This is a genomic window from Streptomyces sp. NPDC127108 (genome assembly GCF_042677545.1).
In the GTDB taxonomy this organism is placed as follows: domain Bacteria; phylum Actinomycetota; class Actinomycetes; order Streptomycetales; family Streptomycetaceae; genus Streptomyces.
In genome coordinates this window covers 1-22,623 of sequence record NZ_JBHXTE010000025.1, presented here as the reverse complement: position 1 = coordinate 22,623, position 22,623 = coordinate 1, and the positions used below count along the sequence as shown (strand labels likewise).

The 22,623-nt window shown below is 68.5% G+C and carries 20 protein-coding genes; 11 read left to right on the top strand and 9 right to left on the bottom strand.

Features of this window, described 5'->3' with window-relative positions:
- The first annotated feature begins 11 nt into the window (after nucleotides 1–11).
- On the top strand, nucleotides 12–470 hold the full coding sequence (locus ACFVHO_RS21895; protein WP_385717001.1) for a MarR family winged helix-turn-helix transcriptional regulator: 459 nt from the start codon (nucleotides 12–14) through the stop codon (nucleotides 468–470).
- A gap of 164 nt (nucleotides 471–634) precedes the next feature.
- Nucleotides 635–1,087: a GNAT family N-acetyltransferase gene (locus ACFVHO_RS21890; RefSeq protein ID WP_385716999.1), complete on the top strand. Its 453-nt coding sequence runs from the start codon at nucleotides 635–637 to the stop codon at nucleotides 1,085–1,087.
- 235 nt (nucleotides 1,088–1,322) lie between these two features.
- Here the strand turns inward: ACFVHO_RS21890 and ACFVHO_RS21885 are convergent, their stop codons facing one another.
- Nucleotides 1,323–2,696, bottom strand: a complete 1,374-nt coding sequence (locus ACFVHO_RS21885) for a serine hydrolase domain-containing protein (RefSeq protein WP_385716996.1) — start codon at nucleotides 2,694–2,696, stop codon at nucleotides 1,323–1,325.
- 153 nt (nucleotides 2,697–2,849) lie between these two features.
- Nucleotides 2,850–3,620, bottom strand: coding sequence for an alpha/beta fold hydrolase (locus ACFVHO_RS21880; RefSeq protein ID WP_385716993.1), 771 nt, complete (start codon nucleotides 3,618–3,620; stop codon nucleotides 2,850–2,852).
- 451 nt (nucleotides 3,621–4,071) lie between these two features.
- Between ACFVHO_RS21880 and ACFVHO_RS21875 the strand changes: the two genes are divergently transcribed.
- Nucleotides 4,072–5,394, top strand: a complete 1,323-nt coding sequence (locus ACFVHO_RS21875; protein ID WP_385716991.1) for a DUF5933 domain-containing protein — start codon at nucleotides 4,072–4,074, stop codon at nucleotides 5,392–5,394.
- 54 nt (nucleotides 5,395–5,448) lie between these two features.
- On the opposite strand, the gene dnaB is transcribed toward ACFVHO_RS21875, so the two are convergent.
- Nucleotides 5,449–6,921 carry a replicative DNA helicase gene (gene dnaB, locus ACFVHO_RS21870; protein WP_289948515.1) on the bottom strand — a complete coding sequence of 491 codons (1,473 nt, stop codon included), beginning with the start codon at nucleotides 6,919–6,921 and terminating at the stop codon, nucleotides 5,449–5,451.
- Nucleotides 6,922–7,381: 460 nt separating this feature from the next.
- Here dnaB and ACFVHO_RS21865 point away from each other — a divergent pair, with 460 nt between their 5' ends.
- Entirely contained in the window at nucleotides 7,382–8,719 is a 1,338-nt protein-coding gene (locus ACFVHO_RS21865) for an MATE family efflux transporter (protein ID WP_385716988.1), read from the top strand.
- A gap of 116 nt (nucleotides 8,720–8,835) precedes the next feature.
- Here ACFVHO_RS21865 and rplI read toward each other — a convergent pair whose 3' ends face one another.
- The 4 genes from rplI to rpsF form a co-directional block, all read right to left on the bottom strand.
- Nucleotides 8,836–9,282, bottom strand: coding sequence for a 50S ribosomal protein L9 (gene rplI, locus ACFVHO_RS21860; RefSeq protein ID WP_385716985.1), 447 nt, complete (start codon nucleotides 9,280–9,282; stop codon nucleotides 8,836–8,838).
- Between the two features lie 18 nt (nucleotides 9,283–9,300).
- Nucleotides 9,301–9,537 carry a 30S ribosomal protein S18 gene (rpsR, locus tag ACFVHO_RS21855; protein ID WP_006381652.1) on the bottom strand — a complete coding sequence of 79 codons (237 nt, stop codon included), beginning with the start codon at nucleotides 9,535–9,537 and terminating at the stop codon, nucleotides 9,301–9,303.
- A 72-nt stretch (nucleotides 9,538–9,609) separates the two neighbouring features.
- Nucleotides 9,610–10,209 (bottom strand): single-stranded DNA-binding protein, encoded by a 600-nt coding sequence (locus ACFVHO_RS21850; protein WP_385716982.1) that lies wholly within the window; start codon nucleotides 10,207–10,209, stop codon nucleotides 9,610–9,612.
- Nucleotides 10,210–10,313: 104 nt separating this feature from the next.
- The gene (gene rpsF / locus ACFVHO_RS21845; RefSeq protein ID WP_016644628.1) at nucleotides 10,314–10,604 is read right to left on the bottom strand and encodes a 30S ribosomal protein S6; all 291 of its coding nucleotides are present in this window, start codon (nucleotides 10,602–10,604) and stop codon (nucleotides 10,314–10,316) included.
- A gap of 265 nt (nucleotides 10,605–10,869) precedes the next feature.
- Between rpsF and ACFVHO_RS21840 the strand changes: the two genes are divergently transcribed.
- From ACFVHO_RS21840 to ACFVHO_RS21830, 3 genes are all read left to right on the top strand, one after another.
- Complete coding sequence (locus tag ACFVHO_RS21840; protein ID WP_030357785.1) at nucleotides 10,870–11,181, top strand: hypothetical protein; 312 nt, start codon at nucleotides 10,870–10,872, stop codon at nucleotides 11,179–11,181.
- A 187-nt stretch (nucleotides 11,182–11,368) separates the two neighbouring features.
- Nucleotides 11,369–12,490, top strand: a complete 1,122-nt coding sequence (locus ACFVHO_RS21835) for a peptidoglycan bridge formation glycyltransferase FemA/FemB family protein (protein WP_030357784.1) — start codon at nucleotides 11,369–11,371, stop codon at nucleotides 12,488–12,490.
- Nucleotides 12,491–12,567: 77 nt separating this feature from the next.
- Entirely contained in the window at nucleotides 12,568–13,599 is a 1,032-nt protein-coding gene (locus ACFVHO_RS21830; protein WP_289948502.1) for an alanine racemase, read from the top strand.
- 113 nt (nucleotides 13,600–13,712) lie between these two features.
- Here ACFVHO_RS21830 and ACFVHO_RS21825 read toward each other — a convergent pair whose 3' ends face one another.
- Together ACFVHO_RS21825 and ACFVHO_RS21820 are read right to left on the bottom strand one after the other, a co-directional pair.
- Nucleotides 13,713–15,266 (bottom strand): glycosyltransferase family 87 protein, encoded by a 1,554-nt coding sequence (locus tag ACFVHO_RS21825; protein ID WP_385716978.1) that lies wholly within the window; start codon nucleotides 15,264–15,266, stop codon nucleotides 13,713–13,715.
- Between the two features lie 245 nt (nucleotides 15,267–15,511).
- Nucleotides 15,512–18,250, bottom strand: a complete 2,739-nt coding sequence (locus ACFVHO_RS21820; protein ID WP_385716975.1) for a transglycosylase domain-containing protein — start codon at nucleotides 18,248–18,250, stop codon at nucleotides 15,512–15,514.
- 375 nt (nucleotides 18,251–18,625) lie between these two features.
- Here ACFVHO_RS21820 and ACFVHO_RS21815 point away from each other — a divergent pair, with 375 nt between their 5' ends.
- From ACFVHO_RS21815 to ACFVHO_RS21800, 4 genes are all read left to right on the top strand, one after another.
- The gene (locus tag ACFVHO_RS21815; RefSeq protein ID WP_289948499.1) at nucleotides 18,626–19,306 is read left to right on the top strand and encodes a PadR family transcriptional regulator; all 681 of its coding nucleotides are present in this window, start codon (nucleotides 18,626–18,628) and stop codon (nucleotides 19,304–19,306) included.
- 59 nt (nucleotides 19,307–19,365) lie between these two features.
- The gene (locus tag ACFVHO_RS21810; protein WP_289948498.1) at nucleotides 19,366–20,448 is read left to right on the top strand and encodes an inositol-3-phosphate synthase; all 1,083 of its coding nucleotides are present in this window, start codon (nucleotides 19,366–19,368) and stop codon (nucleotides 20,446–20,448) included.
- Between the two features lie 115 nt (nucleotides 20,449–20,563).
- Nucleotides 20,564–21,820 (top strand): MFS transporter, encoded by a 1,257-nt coding sequence (locus tag ACFVHO_RS21805; protein ID WP_385716972.1) that lies wholly within the window; start codon nucleotides 20,564–20,566, stop codon nucleotides 21,818–21,820.
- Between the two features lie 132 nt (nucleotides 21,821–21,952).
- On the top strand, nucleotides 21,953–22,477 hold the full coding sequence (locus ACFVHO_RS21800) for a hypothetical protein (RefSeq protein ID WP_385716969.1): 525 nt from the start codon (nucleotides 21,953–21,955) through the stop codon (nucleotides 22,475–22,477).
- The last annotated feature ends 146 nt before the right edge of the window (nucleotides 22,478–22,623 follow it).

Sequence of the window (22,623 nt, the reverse complement as noted above, 5' to 3'; positions counted from 1 at the left end):
GAGGAACAGTCATGACAGCGACAGACCCCGCACTCACCGCCCTCGCCCAGGGCTGGTGCGCTCTCTCCCTGCTCCACGGGAAGATCGAGGCCCGTGTGGAGCGGGCCCTGCAGGCCAAGCACGGCCTGAGCGTGCGGGAGTACAGCCTGCTCGACGTCCTGAACCGCCAGCACGACGGCGAGGGCGGCCATCTGCAGATGAAGCAGGTCGCCGACGCCGTCGTCCTCAGTCAGAGCGCCACCACCCGCCTGGTCACCCGCCTCGAGGAGCGCGGACTCCTCTCGCGCTACCTGTGCCCCACCGACCGGCGCGGCATCTACACGGAAGTCAGCGAGAGCGGAGCCGCGCTCCTCGGCGAAGCCCGCCCCACCAATGACGCGGCGCTGCGCGAGGCCCTGGACGAGGCGGCCAAGAGCCCCGAGCTCGCGCCGCTGGTCCAGGCGGTCGAGGCGGTCCGCACGCCCGCCTAGGTCCGCGCTTACCCGTCGGGGCGGCCTGGCCGGGGCGGCTTGCCCGGGGTGGCCTGCCCGGGACGGCCTGCCCGCTCAGGTCCGCTCGCTCGCTCAGGTCCGCGCCCTATCGGCCCGCTCGCTTGGGTCCGCCCGCCCGATCGGCGGCCGCATAGGCTGCGGCCATGGGAGATCTTGAGATACGACCCGCCGTGCCCGATGACATTCCCGCGATCGTGGCGATGCTCGCCGACGACCCCTTGGGCGCCCAGCGCGAATCCCCGGACGACCTCACGCCTTACCTGGCGGCGTTCCAGCGGCTCGCCGAGGACCCGAACCAGAACCTGGTCGTCGCCGTGCGCGAGGGCCGTGTGGTGGGCACGCTGCAGCTCACCATCGTGCCGGGCCTTTCCCGCAAGGGCGCGGTGCGGTCGATCATCGAGGCCGTCCGCGTGCACGCGGACGAGCGGGGCAGCGGCCTCGGCACCCGCTTCATCGAGTGGGCCGTCGACGAGTCCCGGCGGCAGGGCTGCCAGCTGGTGCAGCTGACCTCGGACGTCAAGCGCACCGACGCGCACCGCTTCTACGAGCGCCTGGGCTTCACGGCCTCGCACGTGGGCTTCAAGCTTCAGCTCTGACCGCTGGGGCGCTTCGGCTCGGAGCACGTGGGCTCAAGCTTCGGCTCGGACCGCGTGAGCTTCCAGTGCTTCAGCTCTGACCACGTGGACTTCGAGCCCTACCTCGGACTGCTTGGGCCCAGCTTCGACTCGGACCGCGTCGGCGGCGTGCGGGCTCCGGCCGTGACGACGATGTGCGCCGGGGTGTCCTGTTTCAGGTGTCCTGTTTCACGTGAAACAGGACACCCCGGGCGGCCTACGCGAGCCCGCGCCACCCCTCCGGGTCCACCCCGCCCGGCACCGGCGCCCCCGCCTCGTACGGCTCACGGGTGAAGACGAACGACGCGAGGTCCAGATGGCTCACGGAGCCGTCCGCCCGCCGGACGGCCTCAAGGCGCTCGCCCGCGAAGTACCCGTCGAGCCCGGTCCACGTCCCGTCCCCGTTGGGCCGGAACCGCGAACCGCGCCCCCCACCCGCCAGCGGCCCCACCTCGACCGCGCCGTCGGCCGCGAGGCGCAGCACGGACACGTTGGTCCCCCAGTACCAGGGCCCCGCCAGCTCCAGCACCGCCGGGTCGACCTCCGGCAGCGGCTTCCACGGCTCGGGAATGCGCGGCTCGGCCTCCGCCACGATCTGCAGGAGTTCCGCTGCCACGAGGGCCACCGGCGGCCCCGACGTGCAGTTGGCGAGGACCACCGCCGCCAGCCCGTCCTTCTCGCTCGTCCACAGCGACGCGACGAACCCGGGAAGCGAGCCCGAGTGTCCGGCCAGCGTGTATCCCTTCCCGCCGACCAGATCCACCCCGAGGCCGTACGTCCGCTCCCAGTTCCCGGCCTCCGCAGGCGCCGACGGGGTCCTCATCTCGCGGACCGAATCCACGCCGAGCACCCGGTCGTCGCCCTGCATCAGGAAGACGCCGAACCGCGCCAGGTCGGCGGTGGTGGACCACAGCTGTCCGGCCGGTGCCATCAGCCCCAGGTCCTCGGTGGGTTCGGGCAGCATGACGTCCGCCCAGGGGTGGACCGCCCAGCCACCGGCGTGCGGGGCCTGCGGATGGCCGCTGGTGCGGGTCAGGCCGAGCGGCTCCAGGACCTCCCGCCGCAGCACGTCCTCCCACGGCTCACCGCGCAGCGCCTCCACCAGCGAACCGAGCAGCGTGTAGCCGGGGTTGGAGTAGTGGTGCCGGCGCCCGACGGGGTGCTTGAAGGGCTCGTCGCCGAGCACGTCGCTCAGCTCGGGGCGCAGGGAGGCCGAACTGCGCTCCCACCAGACACCGGGTGTCTCCGCGCCCAACCCACCCGTGTGCGCGAGGAGTTCCGCGATCGTCACCTCGCCCGCTCCGGTACCCGGCAGGTGCTTCTCCAACGGGTCCGAGAGGTCGAGCACCCCCTCGTCGCGCAGACGCATCACAAGGACCGCGGTGAACGTCTTGGTGATCGATCCGATGCGGTACTGAACATTCTCATCCGGCGCGTGGCCCGCCACCGAGGTCCGGGCCCCGGTCCACACCAACTCACCATCGCGGGCGATCGCGGCGACCAGCGAAGGGACCCGCCCCTCCGTCTGGGCGGTGGCGATGCGATGCGTCAGGGACCGGCGGGTACTCGGAAGCAGCTCTTCATGAGTCATGGGGCCAGTCCATATGCGTGGCTGCCGCACGTCGAGTCATTTCCGGTGCCACGCCCTGACCTGGCGCGACATGTTTCACGTGAAACGCCCCCTCGACACACATAGCCCCGCCCACTCCACCGCCGGGCCCCGTCCCCCGCCCGTCCCCACCCCTCACAAACCGTCGAGAAAGTCCCGGACCACGGCGGCGAAGCCCATCGGGTCGCTCTCGTGCACCGTGTGGCCGGTCGCCAGCTCGACGAGCCGCGCAAGGGGGCGGCGCACGACCATGTCTTTGGCATGCCGAGCACCGAGAACATCGCTGCGACTACCGCGGACCAGGAGCGCGGGGCATGAGCTGGCCAGCCAGTCGCCCCAGTGGTCGCCGTTGAGCTGCTCCTGTGACAGCACCATGTCCCTCGGCTCGAAGGCCAGCCCCCAGCCGTCCGGGTACTCCCGGACGGCGTCCGCGAGGTAGCGGGCCGAGCCACCGAGCGCTTCGACCAGCGCCGCTCGCGTGGGGACTCGACGCGGCCACGGCAAGCAGAAGGACAGATCGCCGTCGACCTCCGCGCCGATGTCCTCGATGACGAGAGCCCTGACAAGACGCGGATGCCGCGCCGCGAGCTGATAGGCGTTGACGCCACCCAGGGAGTGGCCGAGCACCACGACGTCCGTCATACCGAAGTGATCGAGAACGGCCACGGCATCCTCGACATAGCCATCACGCGAAAAGCCCGCCCCCCGCTCCGACCAGCCATGGCCCCGCTGGTCCGGCGCGATCACCCGCCAACGGGGTCCGAGCTCACGCGCCAGCGCGGCGAACGTCCGCCCTTCCCCGAAGTGGCCGTGCAGCGCGAGGAGCGGCTGTCCCCGTCCCCCGAAGTCGAGGCACGACAGTCGACGACCACCGACATCCACGTCGTGTCGCGTGGGCTCCTCCATGCCGACCTCCCCTGCTCTCTCCCCTCCGGCCTTCCCTGGTCCCCTCTGTGGCCGAACAACACCCCTCACTCAAGGGGCCAGATCACGCCCCTCGTGCACACGCTTTGCAGCCACCGCGTAACTCGACGCTCTCCCTACCCACCGGGCAACGCGAGTTTCATGATCGCCCTGAGACACCAGATCGTCGAGCAGAGGATCGACCGGCCTTCGCATGACCTTCGCACTGCCCGCGACGAGCGAAACCCACCCGCGTCGCTCCGCTAACATGATCCGACTCACGACGATCGCCCCGATCGCCCGCGTTCACCGAAATGCACGTCAGCCAGCACGAAGAGTTACCCAATAGCTAGCATCTACCAAATCGGCCAAACAATTGATATCTCACTCGTCGCGGGCGCTCTCGCGAATAAAAAGCAGAATTAATTTCACCGCGTGGCGTAAACCACGGCCGATGCTCTGGGCCGCAGCAACTCTGGTGGCCCTCGGGTTCCTCATCGCGCTGGAGATCGCCGCGCGTCACTATGGCCTGCCCGGGCCTATCACGAACCAGGCGCAAGAGGTGATTTTCGCGCCCAGTTCGGGTCCGCTGTTGTACGCCGGCATGGCGTTGATGATGGTGGTCCTCACCTGGCGGCAGCGCTTCATCGCGCTCGGCGTCGCGGTCTGCATCGACATCCCCTTCTTCCTGGGGCGCTGGGCTGTCGACTCCAAGCTGACCTTCGGCAACGGCGCGTTGTGGGTGATGCTGGGCTGCGCGGTCATCGCCATCACGCGCCGCACCGGCCGGGAACGCACCCTTCTCCTGAAGGGCGTCGGCCTCGGCCTGCTGCTCGTGGCCGGCCGCAAGACCGGCGACGCCTGGCTGCTGATCACGGCGAAGACCCGCCCGACGGTGCTCGACCAGTACGTGGCGACGGCCGACCACGCGCTGGGCAACCCGTCGTGGGTGGTGGGCCGACTGGTCGCGGCCACCGGCCCGACGGGCATCCGTCTGCTCGACTTCGTCTACGTCCAGCTCGCGGTGGCCGCGGTCGTGGTCGCGCTGTACCAACTGCGCCGCGTGTCCGCGGAACGCCGCTTCCCGCGCCACCACCTGGTGCGCACGTTTCTGGTCATCGGCCTGCTCGGCCCCGGCATCTACATGATCTTCCCGGTGGTCGGACCGATCTTCGCCTACGGCGCCGGAAGCGAGCACTGGACCAATCCCGACCTGTGGCCCAGCACGCCCCCCACCGCGCAGTGGGCGGTCGCCGATCTGTGGCCGGACACGCCGCCGTCGATCAGCACCCCGCAGGCGTTCCCATTCGACGAGATCACCCCGCGCAACTGCATGCCCAGCCTGCACACGGCATGGGCAACGGCGATCTTCATTCATTCCCGAAAGGGTCCGAGAATTCTGCGGTACGCAGGAACTTTCTGGCTTGTCGCCACCCTCGGCGCGACGCTGGGATTCGGATACCACTACGGCGTGGACATCGTGGCCGGTGTCGTGTTCACACTCACGATCGAGGCGGGACTGCGTACGCTCGACCGCAGCTGGGACCGTTCAGGAATTCGGTTCACCGCTTATGGCGCGACGGTATTCGCCGGGCTCTTGCTCTCGTATCGCTTTCTGCCGATGGAAATGGCCCGACACCCGTGGTTGTTCGGACCGCTTATCCTGCTGGCAATGGCCTCGGTCATCTATGGCTACGTACGAACCACGAAACTGTGGGAGCCGAAGGCCACAGTGGTCCGGCAGCGCGAACCGGAATCGCAACCCGAACTGGTTTGAGCCAAGCGGCATCAGACGTAGGGCTCGGCTCCCTCACTCGTAGGGGGCCGAGCCCTACGTCTGTGCCATGTCCACGAAGCGCGAGTAGTGACCCTGGAACGCGACCGTGATCGTCGCGGTCGGGCCATTACGGTGCTTGCCCACGATGATGTCGGCCTCGCCCGCGCGGGGGGACTCCTTCTCGTACGCGTCCTCGCGGTGGAGGAGGATCACCATGTCCGCGTCCTGCTCGATGGAGCCGGATTCACGCAGGTCGGAGACCTGGGGCTTCTTGTCGGTGCGCTGCTCGGGGCCACGGTTCAGCTGCGACAGGGCGATCACCGGCACCTCGAGCTCCTTGGCGAGGAGCTTCAGGTTTCGCGACATGTCCGAGACTTCCTGCTGTCGGCTCTCGGCGCGCTTAGAGCCGCCGGACTGCATCAGCTGCAGATAGTCGATGATCACGAGCTTGATGTCGGCGCGCTGCTTGAGGCGGCGGCACTTGGCGCGGATCTCCATCATCGACAGGTTCGGGGAGTCGTCGATGTAGAGCGGGGCGGCCGACACCTCGGGCATCCGGCGGGCGAGCCGCGTCCAGTCCTCGTCCGTCATCGTGCCGGAACGCATGTGGTGCAGTGCCACCCGTGCCTCCGCGGACAGCAGACGCATCGCGATCTCGTTGCGCCCCATTTCCAGGGAGAAGATGACGCTGGGCAGGTTGTGCTTGATGGACGCGGCCCGGGCGAAGTCGAGGGCCAGTGTCGACTTACCCATGGCGGGACGGGCGGCGATGACGACCATCTGGCCGGGGTGCAGACCGTTGGTGAGCGAGTCGAAGTCGGTGAAGCCCGTCGGCACACCCGTCATCTCGCCGCTGCGCGAGCCGATCGCCTCGATCTCGTCGAGCGCGCCCTCCATGATGTCGCCGAGCGGCAGATAATCCTCGCTGGTGCGCTGCTCGGTGACGGCGTAGATCTCGGCCTGGGCGCTGTTGACGATCTCGTCCACGTCGCCGTCGGCCGCGTACCCCATCTGTGTGATGCGCGTACCGGCCTCGACCAGGCGGCGCAGGACCGCACGCTCGTGGACGATCTCCGCGTAGTACTCGGCGTTCGCGGCCGTCGGGACCGTCTGGACGAGCGAGTGGAGGTACGAGGCGCCGCCGACCTTGGTGATCTCACCGCGCTTGGTGAGCTCGGCGGCGACGGTGATGGGGTCGGCGGGCTCGCCCTTGGCGTACAGGTCGAGGATCGCGATGAAGATCGTCTCGTGCGCCGGGCGGTAGAAGTCGTGGCCCTTGAGCACCTCTACGACGTCCGCGATGGCGTCCTTCGACAGCAGCATGCCGCCGAGCACGGACTGCTCCGCGTCGAGGTCCTGCGGCGGGACGCGCTCGAAGGACGTGCCGCCGCCGTCCCAGCCGCCCTCCCTGCCCCGCTCGTGCTGCTCCTGGCCGCGTCCGCCGTCGCGGCGCGGGCGGGAGACGGGCAGACGGTCCCCCGGACCGCTGTCGGCCCACGGGTCGTCCAAGGGCTCGGAAATACTCACCGGGCCACCTCCTCCCGTCCGCCACGCGGACCTCGCCGTGCCTCTCTTTCCTACGGCACGACACTGACAAATAAGGGGGCCCAACTCCGGTTCTGACGCGTCGGATTTGCGGGGTTTCCGCGATGGCAGGACGAGGCGGGCGCCGGACCACGGTAGGCCCGCGGGCACCGTCAGCCAATCTGGTTATCCACAGGCGGTGTGGATGACGGGCGTGATGCTGTGGAGAACCCCGCAAAACCTGTGCACGGTCCGGTGGACAGCCCTGTGAACAAGCCCTCAGGACCTTTTCCACACCTGCTCTGACCTGCACATTTACCGTCCACCGGCTGTGCAGAAGAAAAACTTCCCCAGTCGGCCCAAGATCTTGACGAACCAGGCCCCGCCCAATGCGCACACCCGAACCAAGTAAGGGTCCTAAGGCAGTTGCATCTCTTACCTGTGGAAGATTAGATTGATGCTCATGACACAGGCTCCCGCGGCGCCCAAGGCCGCCCGGCGACGGCACGACCGAGAGATCGTCGCCCTCGCCGTCCCCGCCTTCGGCGCACTCGTGGCCGAGCCCCTCTTCCTCATGGCCGACAGCGCCATCGTCGGCCATCTCGGCACCGCGCAGCTCGCCGGCCTCGGCATCGCCTCGGCCCTCCTGGGAACGGCCGTCAGCGTCTTCGTCTTCCTCGCCTACGCCACCACGGCCGCCGTCGCCCGCCGCGTCGGCGCCGGAGACCTCCAGGCCGCGATCCGCCAGGGCATGGACGGCATCTGGCTCGCCCTGCTCCTCGGCGCCGCTGTCATCGCCGTCGCCCTGCCGACCGCGCCCGCGCTCGTCGACCTCTTCGGCGCCTCCGAGTCAGCGACCCCGTACGCGGTCACGTACCTGCGCATCTCCATCCTCGGCATACCGGCGATGCTCGTCGTCCTCGCCGCCACCGGCGTGCTCCGCGGCCTCCAGGACACCAAGACGCCGCTGTACGTCGCCATCGGCGGCTTCGTCGCCAACGGCGCCCTGAACGTCCTCCTCGTCTACGGCTTCGGCTTCGGCATCGCCGGTTCCGCCTGGGGCACCGTCCTGGCCCAGTGCGGCATGGCGGCCATCTACCTCTACGTCGTCGTCCGCGGGGCCAAGCGGCACGGTGCCTCCCTGCGCCCCGACGCGGCCGGCATAAGGGCCTGTGCCCAGGCCGGAGTCCCGCTCCTGGCCCGTACGCTCGCGCTGCGCGCCATCGCGCTCATCGCGACAGCCGTGGCCGCACGTCTCGGCGACGCCGAGGTGGCGGCCCACCAGATCGTCCTGTCCCTGTGGAGCCTGCTCTCCTTCGCCCTCGACGCCATCGCGATAGCCGGGCAGGCCATCATCGCCCGGTACCTGGGCGCCAACGATCCCCAGGGCGCCCGCGACGTCTGCCGCCGCATGGTCCAGTGGGGCGTCGCCTCAGGCGCCGTCCTGGGCCTGCTGGTCGTCGCGGCCCGCCCCGTGTTCGTCCCGCTGTTCTCCGGCGACGCAGCCGTCCAGGACACGGCCCTGCCCGCACTGATGGTGATAGCCCTCGCCCAGCCCATCTGCGGCATCGTCTACGTCCTCGACGGCGTCCTGATGGGCGCCGGGGACGGGCCGTACCTCGCCTGGGCCATGCTCGCCACCCTCGCGGTCTTCGCCCCCGTGGCGCTCCTCGTGCCCACCCTCGGCGGCGGCCTGACCGCCCTGTGGGCCGCGATGACGCTCATGATGGCCGTGCGAGCGCTGACCCTCTGGCTGCGGTCGCGCTCCGGGCGCTGGGTCGTCACGGGCGCCACACGCTGATGTTCCGGATGCCGTGTTTCACGTGAAACTTCGCGCGTTTCACGTGAAACACAGCAAAGGGGCCGCACCCGTAGGTGCGGCCCCTTCACTCAGTCCTGCGAGCGCATTGCTGCGACTCAGGCAGAGACGACCTCGACGCTGACCTTCGCGGCCACCTCGGGGTGCAGACGCACGGACGTCGCGTGGGCGCCCAGGGTCTTGATCGGCGCGCCGAGCTCGACACGACGCTTGTCGATCTTCGGGCCACCGGCAGCCTCGATCGCCGAAGCGACGTCGGCCGGGGTGACGGAGCCGAAGAGACGACCGGCGTCGCCGGAGCGGACGGCCAGGCGGACCTTGACGGCCTCGAGCTGGGCCTTGATCTCGTTGGCCTGCTCGATGGTCGCGATCTCGTGGATCTTGCGAGCACGACGGATCTGCTCGACGTCCTTCTCGCCACCCTTGGTCCAGCGGATCGCGAAGTTCCGCGGGATCAGGTAGTTGCGGGCGTAGCCGTCCTTGACGTCTACGACCTCGCCGGCGGCACCGAGGCCGGAGACCTCGTGGGTGAGGATGATCTTCATGTTTCGGTCACCCTTCCCTTATCGCGCGGTGGACGTGTAGGGCAGCAGCGCCATCTCACGGCTGTTCTTCACGGCCGTGGCGACGTCACGCTGGTGCTGCGTGCAGTTGCCGGTCACGCGGCGGGCACGGATCTTGCCGCGGTCGGAAATGAACTTCCGCAGCATGTTCGTGTCCTTGTAGTCCACGTACTGGACCTTGTCCTTGCAGAAAGCGCAGACCTTCTTCTTAGGCTTGCGCACAGGCGGCTTCGCCATGGTGTTTCTCCTGTGTGATCAAGAAGTGTGGGTACGACCCGCCTTCTCGCCCTGAGGCCTACGGCCCGAGGCTTAGAAGGGGGGCTCGTCCGAGTAGCCGCCACCGGAGCCGCCGGAGTTTCCACCCCAGCCGCCACCGCCGCCGCCCTGCTGCTGGCCGCCACCGGCCGGCGCACCGGTCGCCCAGGGGTCGTCGGCGGGAGCACCGCCGCCACCCTGCTGCTGACCGCCGCCGGAGCCACCGCCCCAGCCGCCGCCCTGCTGGCCGCCGCCACCGCCGCCGCCGTATCCACCCTGGCCGCCGCGACCGGTGGTCTTGGTGACCTTGGCCGTGGCGTTCTTCAGGCTGGCGCCGACTTCCTCGACGTCCAGCTCGTAGACCGTGCGCTTGATGCCCTCACGGTCCTCGTAGGACCGCTGCTTCAGCCGGCCCTGCACGATGACGCGCATGCCTCGCTGGAGCGACTCGGCGACGTTCTCCGCCGCCTGACGCCAGACCGAGCAGGTCAGGAACAGGCTCTCGCCGTCCTTCCACTCATTGGTCTGCCGGTCGAAGGTGCGGGGGGTGGACGCGACACGGAACTTCGCGACCGCCGCACCGGACGGGGTGAAGCGCAGCTCGGGGTCGTCGACAAGATTGCCGACAACCGTGATGACGGTCTCGCCTGCCATTGGGGGAACCTCTCGGCGGGTTTGCTGCTGGCTGCTTTTACTGCTGCTACTCGGATCCCGAGTGCCGCCGAGCCCAGGGGCTCAACGGGCCTGAGCCAGAGGGCTCAGTGCATCTCGGGACGGAGGACCTTGGTCCGGAGGACCGACTCGTTCAGGTTCATCTGGCGGTCGAGCTCCTTGACGACCGCAGGCTCGGCCTGCAGGTCGATGACCGAGTAGATGCCCTCGGGCTTCTTCTTGATCTCGTACGAGAGACGACGACGGCCCCAGGTGTCGACCTTCTCGACCTTTCCGTTGCCCTCACGGACGACGGAGAGGAAGTTCTCGATCAGCGGGGAGACAGCGCGCTCCTCGAGATCGGGGTCGAGGATGACCATCACCTCGTAGTGACGCATGTGGAACCCACCTCCTTTGGACTCAGCGGCCACGGTCGTTCCGTGGCAGGAGGGTCGTGATGCGTACGCAACGGTATCGGCCGCCACTGACAATCGGCCCCCGCGGACGGGGGCTCGTGCTGTGGCCTGGGCAGACACCGGTGCAGACGGTACAGACTACCTGCACCTTGCCTTCCGGTTGAAATCCGGCGGTGGACGGGCAGAATCTGTACACATCGGGTGTGTATGGCGCTACAGTGCGCCGCCTTCCGCAGGAGGTGCCTCCATGGCACAGGCAATGCGACGTGACACCGCAGGCTCCCTCTTCGCCACCGACGGCAAGCCCCATCCGCTCCAGGACACGCTGCTCGGCGTGACGCTGGTGCTCGGGGCCATCGCCTTCGTGACCGCGATGTTCCACAACCTGCACCTGCTCAGCTCCTGGACCGGTCTGGTCGGGATCTTCACGGGGGCCTACGGGCAGTTCATCTCGGTGACGACCCGCGAGCGGTTCTTCCTGATCGTCGGGCTCGGCGCCTCGGCGGTCGGCTTCTTCCTGGGCATGGCGCACGGCGGACTCTTCGGCGGACTCTGGTAGCCGGCGAACTCCGTTGAACAGACAGCGGACCTGCCGCTGAGGGACCCTTACCGCCCCTGGTCGGAGCACGGCCGGGGACGAAGGTTCCATACGCCCAGACGGGGCGCTCGCAGGGCGCAGTAGGCTTCGGCGCGAGAGCCGGAGCCCCTGTACCCATGGGGACACACCAGCCCGAGGAGCGCCGCGAATGAGCCTGACCCTGAGGACCATCAGCCGAGAGCAGCATCTGGCGTACATCCAGAGCCTGCCGTCGGCAAGTCATTGCCAGGTCCCCGCATGGGCAGACGTGAAGAGCGAATGGCGCTCGGAGAACCTGGGCTGGTTCGACGACAGGACCGGCCAGCTGGTCGGTGTGGGTCTTGTGCTCTACCGCCAGTTGCCCAAGGTCAAGCGCTATCTCGCGTATCTGCCCGAGGGGCCGGTCATCAACTGGTACGCCCCGAATCTGGACGAGTGGCTCCAGCCGATGCTGGCGCACCTGAAGAAGCAGGGCGCCTTCTCCGTGAAGATGGGCCCGCCGGTCGTCATCCGCCGCTGGGACGCCCCCGCCATCAAGTCCGGCATCCAGAACCCGGACGTGAAGCGGCTGCGCGACGTCGAGCCGACGACCATCGAGCCGCGCGCCTTCGAGGTCTCGGACAAGCTCCGCCGCATGGGCTGGCAGCAGGGCGAGGACGGCGGCGCCGGCTTCGGTGACGTGCAGCCCCGCTATGTGTTCCAGGTGCCGCTGGCCAACCGCGCGCTCGAGGACGTCCTCAAGAACTTCAACCAGCTGTGGCGCCGCAACATCAAGAAGGCCGAGAAGGCCGGTGTCGAGGTCGTCCAGGGTGGCTACCAGGACCTCGCCGAATGGCAGCGTCTTTACGAGATCACCGCGATCCGCGACAAGTTCCGTCCGAGGCCGCTGGGTTACTTCCAGCAGATGTGGCAGACCCTCAACACCGAGGATCCCAACCGCATGCGGCTGTACTTCGCGCGGCACAACGGCGTGAACCTTTCGGCGGCGACGATGCTCGTCGTGGGCGGCCACGTCTGGTACTCCTACGGCGCGTCCGACAACATCGGGCGTGAGGTCAGGCCCTCGAACGCGATGCAGTGGCGGATGCTGCGCGACGCCTACGCGCTCGGCGCCTCCGTCTACGACCTGCGCGGCATCTCCGACTCGCTGGACGAGACGGACCACCTCTTCGGCCTGATCCAGTTCAAGGTCGGCACCGGCGGCGAGGCCGTGGAGTACGTCGGTGAGTGGGACTTCCCGCTGAACAAGCTGCTGCACAAGGCTCTCGACATCTACATGTCGCGTCGCTGATCCCGCACCGCTTCCTTCCGCATTTCCTTCCATACCTCTGTTACACCGCAGACATCAGAAAGGTTCCGGGACCAGCCATGGCGCTCACGCTCTATGTCGACACCGCGCGCTGGCGGGCACACCAGAAGCACATGCTGGAGCAGTTCCCGGGCATCGTCCCGGTCTGCAAGGGCAACGGCTACGGCTTCGGTCACGAGCGGCTCGCGGAGGAGGCCACGCGATTCGGCTCGGACGTGCTCGCCGTCGGCACGACCTACGAGGCCGCCCGGATCAAGGACTGGTTCGGCGGTGACCTGCTGGTCCTGACGCCGTTCCGCCGGGGCGAAGAGCCTGTGCCGCTGCCCGACCGCGTCATCCGCTCCGTGTCGTCGATCGACGGCGTGCACGGCCTCGTGGGCGCCCGCGTCGTCATCGAGGTCATGTCCTCGATGAAGCGGCACGGCGTCAGCGAGCAGGACCTGCCGCTGCTGCACGCGGCCATCGAGGACGTGCGCCTCGAGGGCTTCGCGATCCATCTGCCGCTCGACCGCACCGACGGCTCGGACGCCGTCGAGGAGGTCATCGCCTGGATGGACCGGCTGCGCGCCGCCCGCCTGCCCCTGCACACGATGTTCGTCAGCCACCTGAAGGCCGGTGAACTGGCCCGCCTCCAGCAGCAGTTCCCGCAGACCCGCTTCCGCGCGCGCATCGGTACGCAGCTGTGGCTGGGCGACCACCACGCGACCGAGTACCGGGGCGCCATCCTCGACGTCACGCGCGTCGTGAAGGGGGACCGTTTCGGCTACCGCCAGCAGAAGGTCGCCTCCGACGGCTGGCTGGTCGTCGTCGCGGGCGGTACGTCGCACGGCGTCGGCCTGGAGGCCCCCAAGGCACTGCACGGCATGATGCCGAGGGCGAAGGGCGTGGCCCGCGCGGGCCTCGCGACCGTCAACCGCAACCTGTCGCCGTTCGTCTGGGGCGACAAGCAGCGCTGGTTCGCCGAGCCGCCGCACATGCAGGTGTCGCTGCTCTTCGTGCCGTCGGACGCGCCGGAGCCGAAGGTGGGCGAGGAACTGGTGGCCCATCTGCGGCACACGACCACGCAGTTCGACCGGATCGTCGACCGCTGAGCCGTCCGAGGCACAGCCGAAGGGCCGGTACGCGGGATGCGTACCGGCCCTTCGGCTTGCTCAGCGAGTCAGGCCCGTGCCCGGCCCGCACCCCACCCCCTGACCCTGTTCGCTCAGAGCGAACGGTCGCTCTCCGTCCCCCACCGCACGCACGAGGCCGCTCCGTCCGGCGCGGCCTGCCGCGGCGGATGTGCCGCCGGACCGAGCACGAAGACGTCCGGAGCGCCGTCGAGAACCCCTCCGGAGGGGTCGTCCTCCCCGGTCCTCCGCACCACGTCCCGCTCCGGCATGAGGATGTCGCGCACGACCACCCCGCACAGGTACAGCGTCCCCAACAGGTGGATCGCGATGGCCAGTTGGTAGCCCTCGGTGGGCAGCCCCTTGTGCGCGTCCCCGCTCGTCGTGAACGCGAGATATCCCCAGATCCCCAGGAAGTACGCGACCTCGCACGCCTGCCAGATGAGGAAGTCACGCCAGCGGGGGCGGGCCAGCGCGGCGAGCGGAATCAGCCACAGGACGTACTGCGGTGAGTAGACCTTGTTGGTGAGGATGAAGGCGGCGACCACCAGGAAGACCAGCTGTGCCAGGCGTGGGCGGCGCGGCGCGGTCAGGGCGAGGGCGGCCACTCCCAGACAGCAGAGGATCATCAGGGCGGCCGCGAGCTTGTTCACCGTGTCCGTGGTCAGCGGGTCGTCCATGCGCTGGGAGAGGATCAGCCAGAACGATCCGAAGTCGACCCCGCGCTCCTGGCTGAAGGTGTAGAACTTCGCCCAGCCCTCGCGGATGTGGAAGCCGTCCGAATCATGGCTGATCATCACCGGCAGGTTCACCGCGAGCCAGGCGCCCACCGCGCTCCCCGCGGTCAGCCAGAAGGACCGCCAGCGCCAGGCCCGCCAGCACAGCACGAGCAGCGGCCCGAGCAGCAGCGCCGGATAGAGCTTGGCGGCCGCCGCGAGGCCGATGAGGAGCCCCGCGGACACGGCCCTGCCACGCGACCACATCAGCATCGCCAGGGCCGTCAGAGCGACCGCGAACAGGTCCCAGTTGATGGTGGCCGTCAGGGCGAAGGCGGGGGCCAGGGCGACGAGCAGGGCGTCCCAGGGGCGGCGCCGGTGGATGCGGGTCACGCAGACGGCGATGATGGCCGTGCAGACCATCAGCATCCCGGCGTTGACCATCCAGTAGACCTTCTCCTGGTGCTGGATGGATCCGCTGCCCGGCGTCAGCCAGGCGGCCACCTGCATGAACAGACCGGTCAGCACCGGGTACTCGAGGTAGTCCATGCCGACGTCGGCAGGCAGCTTGTCGAAGTACGGCACCAGCCCGTCGGCGAAGCCACGGCCCTGGTAGAGGTGGGGGATGTCCGAGTAGCAGGCATGCGTGTACTGCGAGCTCGCACCGACGAACCAGCCGCCGTTGTAGCAGGGCATCTTCTGCACCATGCCGAGTGCGAACATGCCGATCGCGACCAGTGCGATGACGCGTACCGGGGTCAGCCGGGCCGTCGCCAGCAGGGCTCTGCGGCCGATCGGTCCGCCGATCAGCTCACTGCCGGCCGCGGCGACCTCGTCCTGCTTCGTGGGGAGCACAGGCTGCGGAGCCTGCTCGGGTACGGACTGATGCGCGCGTGTGGGGGGCGTCTTCTCTGCGCTGGGCATGGCGCACATCCTGCCGTACGGCTCTGAGAACTCCGGCGTACGTGCCCGAGAACCCGCCGTACCGCCGACAGACGGCTGAAGGCCCGCGGACTCGCAGCAGGACACCACGACCTCACGACGCCACAACCCGCGCGGGCACACAGGCACACGACAAGGCCGCCGCACCCTCGTCGGATGCGGCGGCCTTGTTTCACGTGAAACATGCCGTTTCCGTGGATCACGCCGTTTCACGTGAAACGTACGCGAGGCTCGGCTCAGCCGGTCGGACCGGCGAAGAGCCCTCCTTCGTTCTCATTGCCGTTGCTCCCGCCGTTGCCATTGCCGCCGTTCGGCTGGCCGGTCGGCGGTGGTGACTCACCGCCGGAACCGCCATCGGCGCCGCCGTTATCGGAACCGCCGTCCGTCACTCCACCGTCGTCCTCGCACCTGGGGTCCCAGGGCTTGCAGGACTCGGTCGGGTCGGGGGACTCGGTCGGCTCGGGGGGCTCGGACGACTTGGTCTCGGTCGGGGTCGGCGACGGGGAGTCGCTCGGCTCGGGCTCCTCGGTCGGCGTCGGGGAGGGCGGCGGGATGTCTCCGACGATCTCACCGATCGGGCCCGGCGCCGGGAACGGGATAGAGCGCTTCCCCTTGAGGGCCTCCTCCATGTAGTCCTGCCAGATCTGCGCGGGGAAGGAGGCGCCGTGGATCTTCTTCTCGCCGCCCGTGCCGAACATCTCCAGGAACTCGCGCTTGCTGTTGTTCTCGTCGTCGTCGAGGCGGTACATGCTGATCGCCGTCGACAGCTGCGGGGTGTAGCCGACGAACCAGGCGGACTTGTTGCCGTCGGTCGTACCGGTCTTGCCCGCCACCTGACGGCCGGGCAGCTTGGCCGAGGTGCCGGTGCCCTTCTCGACAACGGTCCGCAGCACGTCGGTGACGTTGTTCGCGACCTCAGGACTGAAGGGGCTCTTGACCTGGGTGTCGTGCTGGTAGACCGTCTCGCCTTCCTTCTTGACCTCCCTCACCGAGAACGGATCCCGCTGCTTGCCCTGGTCGGCGAACGTGGCGTACGCCCCGGCCATGCGGATCGCGCTCGGTGACGAGGTACCGAGGGAGAAGGACGGGTAGGTGGCGCCCGCCATGGACTTGTCGTCCTTGAGGCCGGCATCCATGGCCGCGGCCTTCACCTTGTCGAGCCCGACATCCATGCCGAGCTGGACATAGGCGGAGTTGACCGACTCCCGCATGGCCTCGCGGAGGTCGATCCTGTAGCTCGGCGGGTTGTACGACTGCTGACCGTCATTGGTCTGCAGCCACTCCTTGCCGTCCTTGTCCTGCCAGACCGTGCCGTCGTAGTTCTTGATCTTGAGCTTGTTCTTGCCGCTGTACTTGCTCTTCGGGTCGACGATGGTGCGCGTGCCGTCGCCCTGGATCTCTCCACCGCTCTTGGAGCGGACGCCGTTCTTGAAGGCCGCCGCCAGCACGAAGGGCTTGTACGTCGAGCCGACCTGAGCACCGGTCGTGTCCGCGTTGTTGGTGAAGTGCTTCGTCGCGTCCTCACCGCCGTAGATGGCCTCGATCGCCCCGGTCTTGGGGTTGACCGACGCGCCGCCGAACTGGACGTGCGTGTCCTTGTCCGGGCGCAGCTTCGGCTTGATCTTGGCCTTGCGGACCTTCTGCACCGCGTCCTCGAGCTGATTGACCTTCTTCTTGTCGAAGGTCGTGTGGATCTCGTAGCCGCCCTGTTCGAGCTGACCAGCGGTGATCTTGCCGTCGCTGTTGTTGATGACGTACGCCTTGGCGAGCGAGACCAGGTAGCCGATCTGGCCGCTCAGCTTGACGTTCGAGCGCGGGCTCTCCAGCTTCGGGAACTTCGTGTACTTGTTGCGGACCTCGGCGCTGAGGCTGCCGTCCTTGACCTCCTCGTCGAGGATCCACTTCCAGCGCTTCTCGGCCCGCTCCCGGTTGGCCTTGGGATTGGCCGCGGGGTCGATCTCGGGGTAACCGGCCGGGTCGTAGTACGTGGCGCCCTTGAGCACGGTCGCGAGGAGGGCGCACTGGCTCGGGTTCAGATCCTCCGCGTCCTCGCCAAAGTAGGCGCGGGCGGCGGCCTGGATGCCGTAGGCGTTGCGGCCGTAGTAGGCGGTGTTCAGATAGCCCGCCATGATGTCTTCCTTGCTCACCTCCCGGCCGACCTTTATGGAGATGAACAGTTCCTTGAACTTGCGCGTGAACGTCTGCGACTGGTCGTCGAGGCGGGCGTTCTTCACGTACTGCTGCGTGATGGTCGAGCCGCCCTGGGTCTGACCGCCCTTGGCCATGTTGACGACGGCCCGGGCGATGCCCATCGGGTCGACGCCCTTGTCCTTGTTGAAGGTCTTGTTCTCCGCCGAGATGACGGCGTTGCGCATCGCCCTCGGGATGTCCGCGTACTTGATGATCTGGCGGTTGGTCTCACCACCGGTCGCGACCATCTGCGAGCCGTCGGCCCAGTAGTAGACGTTGTTCTGGGCCTTGGCCGCCTTGGCGACCTCCGGGACCTCGACGAGGGCGTACGCGATGCCGATGACCGCGAGCATGCTGCCGAGGAACCCGATGAACAGGCCGGTGACGAGCCGCCACGACGGCAGCCAGCGCCCCGCCCCGGACTTGCCCGCGCGCGGATAGTCGATGAAGCGCTTCTTGGCGGGCTCCTGGCCACGCCCTCTGCCCCGCCCCCGGCCGACGTTCTCGGCGGCCCTCCGACGGCCGCCACCACCCCCGACGGAGCCATTGCGGGCCGCGCGCCGGGCCTCGGCGCGACCGCCGTAAGGCCGCTCCTCGCCCTCGGGGGCCCCCGGCCCGTACGCCGACGGGGATGACGGCGATGACGGCGATCCAGTGGCGCCACGCGGTGCTGCACGACGGCCCGACGGCGCTCCGGACGCGCCGGATGCGCCGGATGCGCCACGCCTGGCCGCGGCGCGTCCGCCGCCCTGCGGCTGCGGCGGTTTGCGACGGTGCTCGCTCATCGAACGACTACTCCTCGGGCAGGCGCGGGTCTCCGCGCCTGGAAACGGCGGCTGGTTTCCGGTCCCCCCGATGTACGGATGCGCCCGTTCCGGCGCTCATCCGCACTGCACCGGGGACAGCGACGCCACCTCGCGTCACTTGGTTCCCGGCGGTATGCATGGCGCACAGACTACGCACCGTCAAAACCCTCTTAGGACCGAAGTTCACCCCAAAACAGGCAAGTTACTTCCTACGAATCGGTGATGTGATCCCGTTCACCGTGCCCCCTCTTGTCGCAGACGGCACCTCGTTCTATCGTCGTGATGTATCGAGCCGATACATCAGCTCGGCATAAAGGGCCGTGTGAGGCAGACCGGGACAGACGGGAGGCGACGATGAGCAGACGCTCTGGCATCCTCGAGTTCGCCGTGCTCGGCCTGCTCCGCGAGTCCCCGATGCACGGCTATGAGCTGCGCAAGCGGCTCAACACCTCACTGGGTGTGTTCCGCGCCTTCAGCTACGGGTCGCTCTACCCATGCCTCAAGACTCTGGTCACGAACGGCTGGTTGATCGAGGAATCGGGTGCTGCCGGAGAGGCCCTGGCCCCCCTCGCGGGGCGCCGCGCCAAGATCGTCTATCGGTTGACGGCCGAAGGTAAGGAACACTTCGAGGAACTGCTCTCGCAGACCGGCCCCGATGCGTACGAGGACGAGCACTTCGCTGCCCGCTTCGCCTTCTTCGGCCAGACCTCGCGGGACGTGCGGATGCGGGTGCTCGAGGGCCGCCGCAGCCGCCTGGAGGAGCGCCTGGAGAAGATGCGCGCCTCCTTGGCCCGCACCCGGGAGCGCCTCGACGACTACACGCTTGAGCTGCAGCGGCACGGGATGGAGTCCGTGGAGCGCGAAGTGCGCTGGCTGAACGAGCTCATCGAGAGCGAGCGCGCGGGACGCGACCAGCAACGGTCCGCCTCCGACGGCTCCGCTCAGCAGAACAGCACATCTGGGGAGTCGGGCGTCCTGCCCCGGCGGCGGGGCAGCACCCCGCCGCCGGATGCGTCCGACGACACCACCAAGTGAGCCTCCGCATTCCGCGGAGTCTCATCCGGAATACCGAGATCACACAGGGAGCAACCGGAATGGGTTCGGTTCGCGTAGCCATCGTCGGCGTGGGCAACTGCGCCGCCTCGCTGGTCCAGGGCGTCGAGTACTACAAGGACGCAGACCCGGACACCAAGGTCCCGGGCCTGATGCACGTCCAGTTCGGCGACTACCACGTCGGTGACGTCGAGTTCGTCGCCGCCTTCGACGTCGACGCGAAGAAGGTCGGCCTCGACCTCGCGGACGCGATCGGTGCCAGCGAGAACAACACCATCAAGATCTGCGACGTGCCGAACTCCGGCGTGCAGGTCCAGCGCGGCCACACCTACGACGGCCTGGGCAAGTACTACCGCCAGACCATCGAGGAGTCCGCCGAGGCCCCGGTCGACGTGGTCCAGATCCTCAAGGACCGCAAGGTCGACGTCCTGGTCTGCTACCTGCCGGTCGGCTCCGAGGACGCGGCGAAGTTCTACGCCCAGTGCGCCATCGACGCCAAGGTCGCCTTCGTCAACGCCCTCCCGGTCTTCATCGCCGGCACCAAGGAGTGGGCGGACAAGTTCACCGAGGCGGGCGTCCCGATCGTCGGCGACGACATCAAGTCGCAGGTCGGCGCCACCATCACGCACCGCGTGATGGCGAAGCTGTTCGAGGACCGCGGTGTCCGTCTTGAGCGCACCATGCAGCTCAACGTCGGCGGCAACATGGACTTCAAGAACATGCTGGAGCGCGACCGCCTCGAGTCCAAGAAGATCTCGAAGACGCAGGCCGTCACCTCGCAGATCCCGGACCGCGAGCTGGGCGAGAAGAACGTCCACATCGGCCCGTCCGACTACGTCGCGTGGCTCGACGACCGCAAGTGGGCGTACGTCCGCCTCGAGGGCCGCGCCTTCGGCGACGTCCCGCTGAACCTGGAGTACAAGCTCGAGGTCTGGGACTCCCCGAACTCGGCCGGTGTCATCATCGACGCCCTGCGCGCCGCGAAGATCGCCAAGGACCGCGGCATCGGTGGCCCGATCCTGTCGGCGTCCTCGTACTTCATGAAGTCCCCGCCGGTGCAGTACTTCGACGACGAGGCCTTCGAGAACGTCGAGAAGTTCATCAAGGGCGAGGTCGAGCGCTGAGTCGAGCGCCAGGTCAACCGCTCGGCCGGCTGCTGAGTCGGCTGCTTCGGTAGGCAGTTGGGGTCCCCGGGTCGTATGTGCCCGGGGACCCCACTCGTATGTGAGGCTGTGCCCCATGGCTGTCGTCGGTGACCTGCGCGTTCTCCTGCGGCTGCGGGATTTCCGGCGCCTGCTGGCCGTGCGGCTCGTCTCCCAGGGCGCGGACGGCGTCTTCCAGGTCGCGCTCGCCGCATACGTGGTCTTCTCGCCGGAGAAGGAGACGTCCGCCGCGGCGATCGCCTCCGCGATGGCGGTGCTCCTCCTGCCGTACTCCCTCGTCGGCCCGTTCGCGGGCGTCCTGCTCGACCGCTGGCGACGGCGCCAGGTGCTGCTGTACGGCAATCTGCTGCGGGCCGCCCTCGCCTGCGTGACCGCCGTGCTGATCCTCAGCGACACCCCGGACTGGCTCTTCTACGCCTCCGCGCTGTGCGTCACGGCCGTCAACCGCTTCGTCCTCGCCGGGCTCTCGGCTGCGCTGCCGCGCGTCGTCGACGCCGACCGTCTGGTCCTGGCCAACTCGCTCTCCCCGACCGCCGGCACGCTCGCCGCCACCGCGGGCGGCGGTCTCGCCTTCGCGGTACGCATCGTGGCATCGGACTCGGACGCGGCCGTGGTCCTCCTGGGCGCAGCGCTCTACCTGTGCGCCGCGCTCGCCTCCCTGCGCATCTCCCGTGAACTCCTCGGCCCCGATCCGGAATTGGTGCAGCCGCACCTGCGCACGGCGCTCGCCGGGACCGCACGCGGTCTCCTTGCGGGCGTGCGCCATCTCGCCAAGCGCCGCCCGGCCGCGCACGCCCTGGTGTCGATGACACTGATGCGGTTCTGCTTCGGCGCGCTGACGGTCATGGTGCTGATGCTGTGCCGGTACGCGTGGGGGTCGACGGAGGAGGACGGACTCGCGCTGCTCGGGGTCGCCGTGGGGATCTCCGGTGCCGGGTTCTTCGCGGCGGCCGTGGTGACGCCTTGGGCCGCGGGCCGGTTCGGGCCGCGCGGCTGGCTCGTGCTCTGCGCCGCCGCGGCGGCCGTCCTGGAGCCCGCGCTCGGCCTGGCCTTCGCCCCGGTGCCGATGTTCGTCGCCGCCTTCGTCCTGGGGCTGACCACTCAAGGCGCGAAGATCGCCACGGACACGGTCGTCCAGGCCTCCGTCGACGACGGCTTCCGAGGTCGGATCTTCTCCCTCTATGACGTCCTCTTCAACATCTCCTTCGTCGGCGCGGCAGGCGTGGCCGCCCTGATGCTGCCCCCGGACGGAAAATCGGCCCTCTTGGTTGTCACGGTGGCCGCTATTTACGCGGCGATTGCTGTGGCTATGGCCAGGTTTGACGACCAGTAAGTGTCACATCAGTGCCACAGAGGCTCGCTGGGCTTCAATCCGCGCCCGGGATCTCGGTAACTTACGGGAGTCGTTTTCGCGCCATCGCGCATCCCAGCCACACGCCTTGTGCACTTTTCTAGGGGGATCCCCGTGTCCACTCCGCCGCCCCAGGGCCAGAATCCGTTCGCCCAGGGCCAGCAGCCCTACGGCCAGCAGCCTCAGGGCGGTGCGCCGTACGGCCAGCCCCAGGGTGGGGGCGACCCGTACAGCCAGGCCCCCGGCCAGCCGTACCCGCCCCAGCCGGGCGCTCCGCAGCAGCCCGGCGTGCCGTTCTACCAGGGCGGTCCGGACCCGCAGGCCCCGCGCAAGAGCAAGAAGAAGCTCATATTCTCCATCGTGGGTGTCGCCATCGTCGCCCTGATCGCGGGTGGCGCGGTCCTGGCGGGCAAGGACGAGGCGGCCGCAGCCGAGGTCGGTGACTGCATGAGCGTCGGCAACCCGACCAGCTCCACCGACCCTGACCTGAAGATCGTGGACTGCGGCGACAGTGACGCCGCGTACAAGGTCGCGGAGAAGAAGGACAGCGGCACCTGCGACATCACGAAGTACGCCACCTACCGGGAGAGCGGCCGCGGCGACGACTTCACCCTCTGCCTGTCGAAGCTGAAGAAGTAAGGAAGCCTGCACGCGCGGAGGGGCGATGTTTCACGTGAAACATCGCCCCTCCGCGTACATCGAGATGGGGGGGTTTTTTTAGGGTAAAAAACCCCCCCCACGCCTGGCCCCGCCCGAAGGACCGGCGGGGCCCCCCCCACCCGAAG

Coding starts and splice junctions, on each gene's coding strand:
- ACFVHO_RS21895 (WP_385717001.1), top strand. CDS start 12: ATGACAGCGACAGACCCCGCACTCACCGCCCTCGCCCAGGGCTGGTGC.
- ACFVHO_RS21890 (WP_385716999.1), top strand. CDS start 635: ATGGGAGATCTTGAGATACGACCCGCCGTGCCCGATGACATTCCCGCG.
- ACFVHO_RS21885 (WP_385716996.1), bottom strand. CDS start 2,696: ATGACTCATGAAGAGCTGCTTCCGAGTACCCGCCGGTCCCTGACGCAT.
- ACFVHO_RS21880 (WP_385716993.1), bottom strand. CDS start 3,620: ATGGAGGAGCCCACGCGACACGACGTGGATGTCGGTGGTCGTCGACTG.
- ACFVHO_RS21875 (WP_385716991.1), top strand. CDS start 4,072: ATGCTCTGGGCCGCAGCAACTCTGGTGGCCCTCGGGTTCCTCATCGCG.
- ACFVHO_RS21865 (WP_385716988.1), top strand. CDS start 7,382: ATGACACAGGCTCCCGCGGCGCCCAAGGCCGCCCGGCGACGGCACGAC.
- rplI (WP_385716985.1), bottom strand. CDS start 9,282: ATGAAGATCATCCTCACCCACGAGGTCTCCGGCCTCGGTGCCGCCGGC.
- rpsR (WP_006381652.1), bottom strand. CDS start 9,537: ATGGCGAAGCCGCCTGTGCGCAAGCCTAAGAAGAAGGTCTGCGCTTTC.
- ACFVHO_RS21850 (WP_385716982.1), bottom strand. CDS start 10,209: ATGGCAGGCGAGACCGTCATCACGGTTGTCGGCAATCTTGTCGACGAC.
- rpsF (WP_016644628.1), bottom strand. CDS start 10,604: ATGCGTCACTACGAGGTGATGGTCATCCTCGACCCCGATCTCGAGGAG.
- ACFVHO_RS21840 (WP_030357785.1), top strand. CDS start 10,870: ATGGCACAGGCAATGCGACGTGACACCGCAGGCTCCCTCTTCGCCACC.
- ACFVHO_RS21835 (WP_030357784.1), top strand. CDS start 11,369: ATGAGCCTGACCCTGAGGACCATCAGCCGAGAGCAGCATCTGGCGTAC.
- ACFVHO_RS21830 (WP_289948502.1), top strand. CDS start 12,568: ATGGCGCTCACGCTCTATGTCGACACCGCGCGCTGGCGGGCACACCAG.
- ACFVHO_RS21825 (WP_385716978.1), bottom strand. CDS start 15,266: ATGTGCGCCATGCCCAGCGCAGAGAAGACGCCCCCCACACGCGCGCAT.
- ACFVHO_RS21820 (WP_385716975.1), bottom strand. CDS start 18,250: ATGAGCGAGCACCGTCGCAAACCGCCGCAGCCGCAGGGCGGCGGACGC.
- ACFVHO_RS21815 (WP_289948499.1), top strand. CDS start 18,626: ATGAGCAGACGCTCTGGCATCCTCGAGTTCGCCGTGCTCGGCCTGCTC.
- ACFVHO_RS21810 (WP_289948498.1), top strand. CDS start 19,366: ATGGGTTCGGTTCGCGTAGCCATCGTCGGCGTGGGCAACTGCGCCGCC.
- ACFVHO_RS21805 (WP_385716972.1), top strand. CDS start 20,564: ATGGCTGTCGTCGGTGACCTGCGCGTTCTCCTGCGGCTGCGGGATTTC.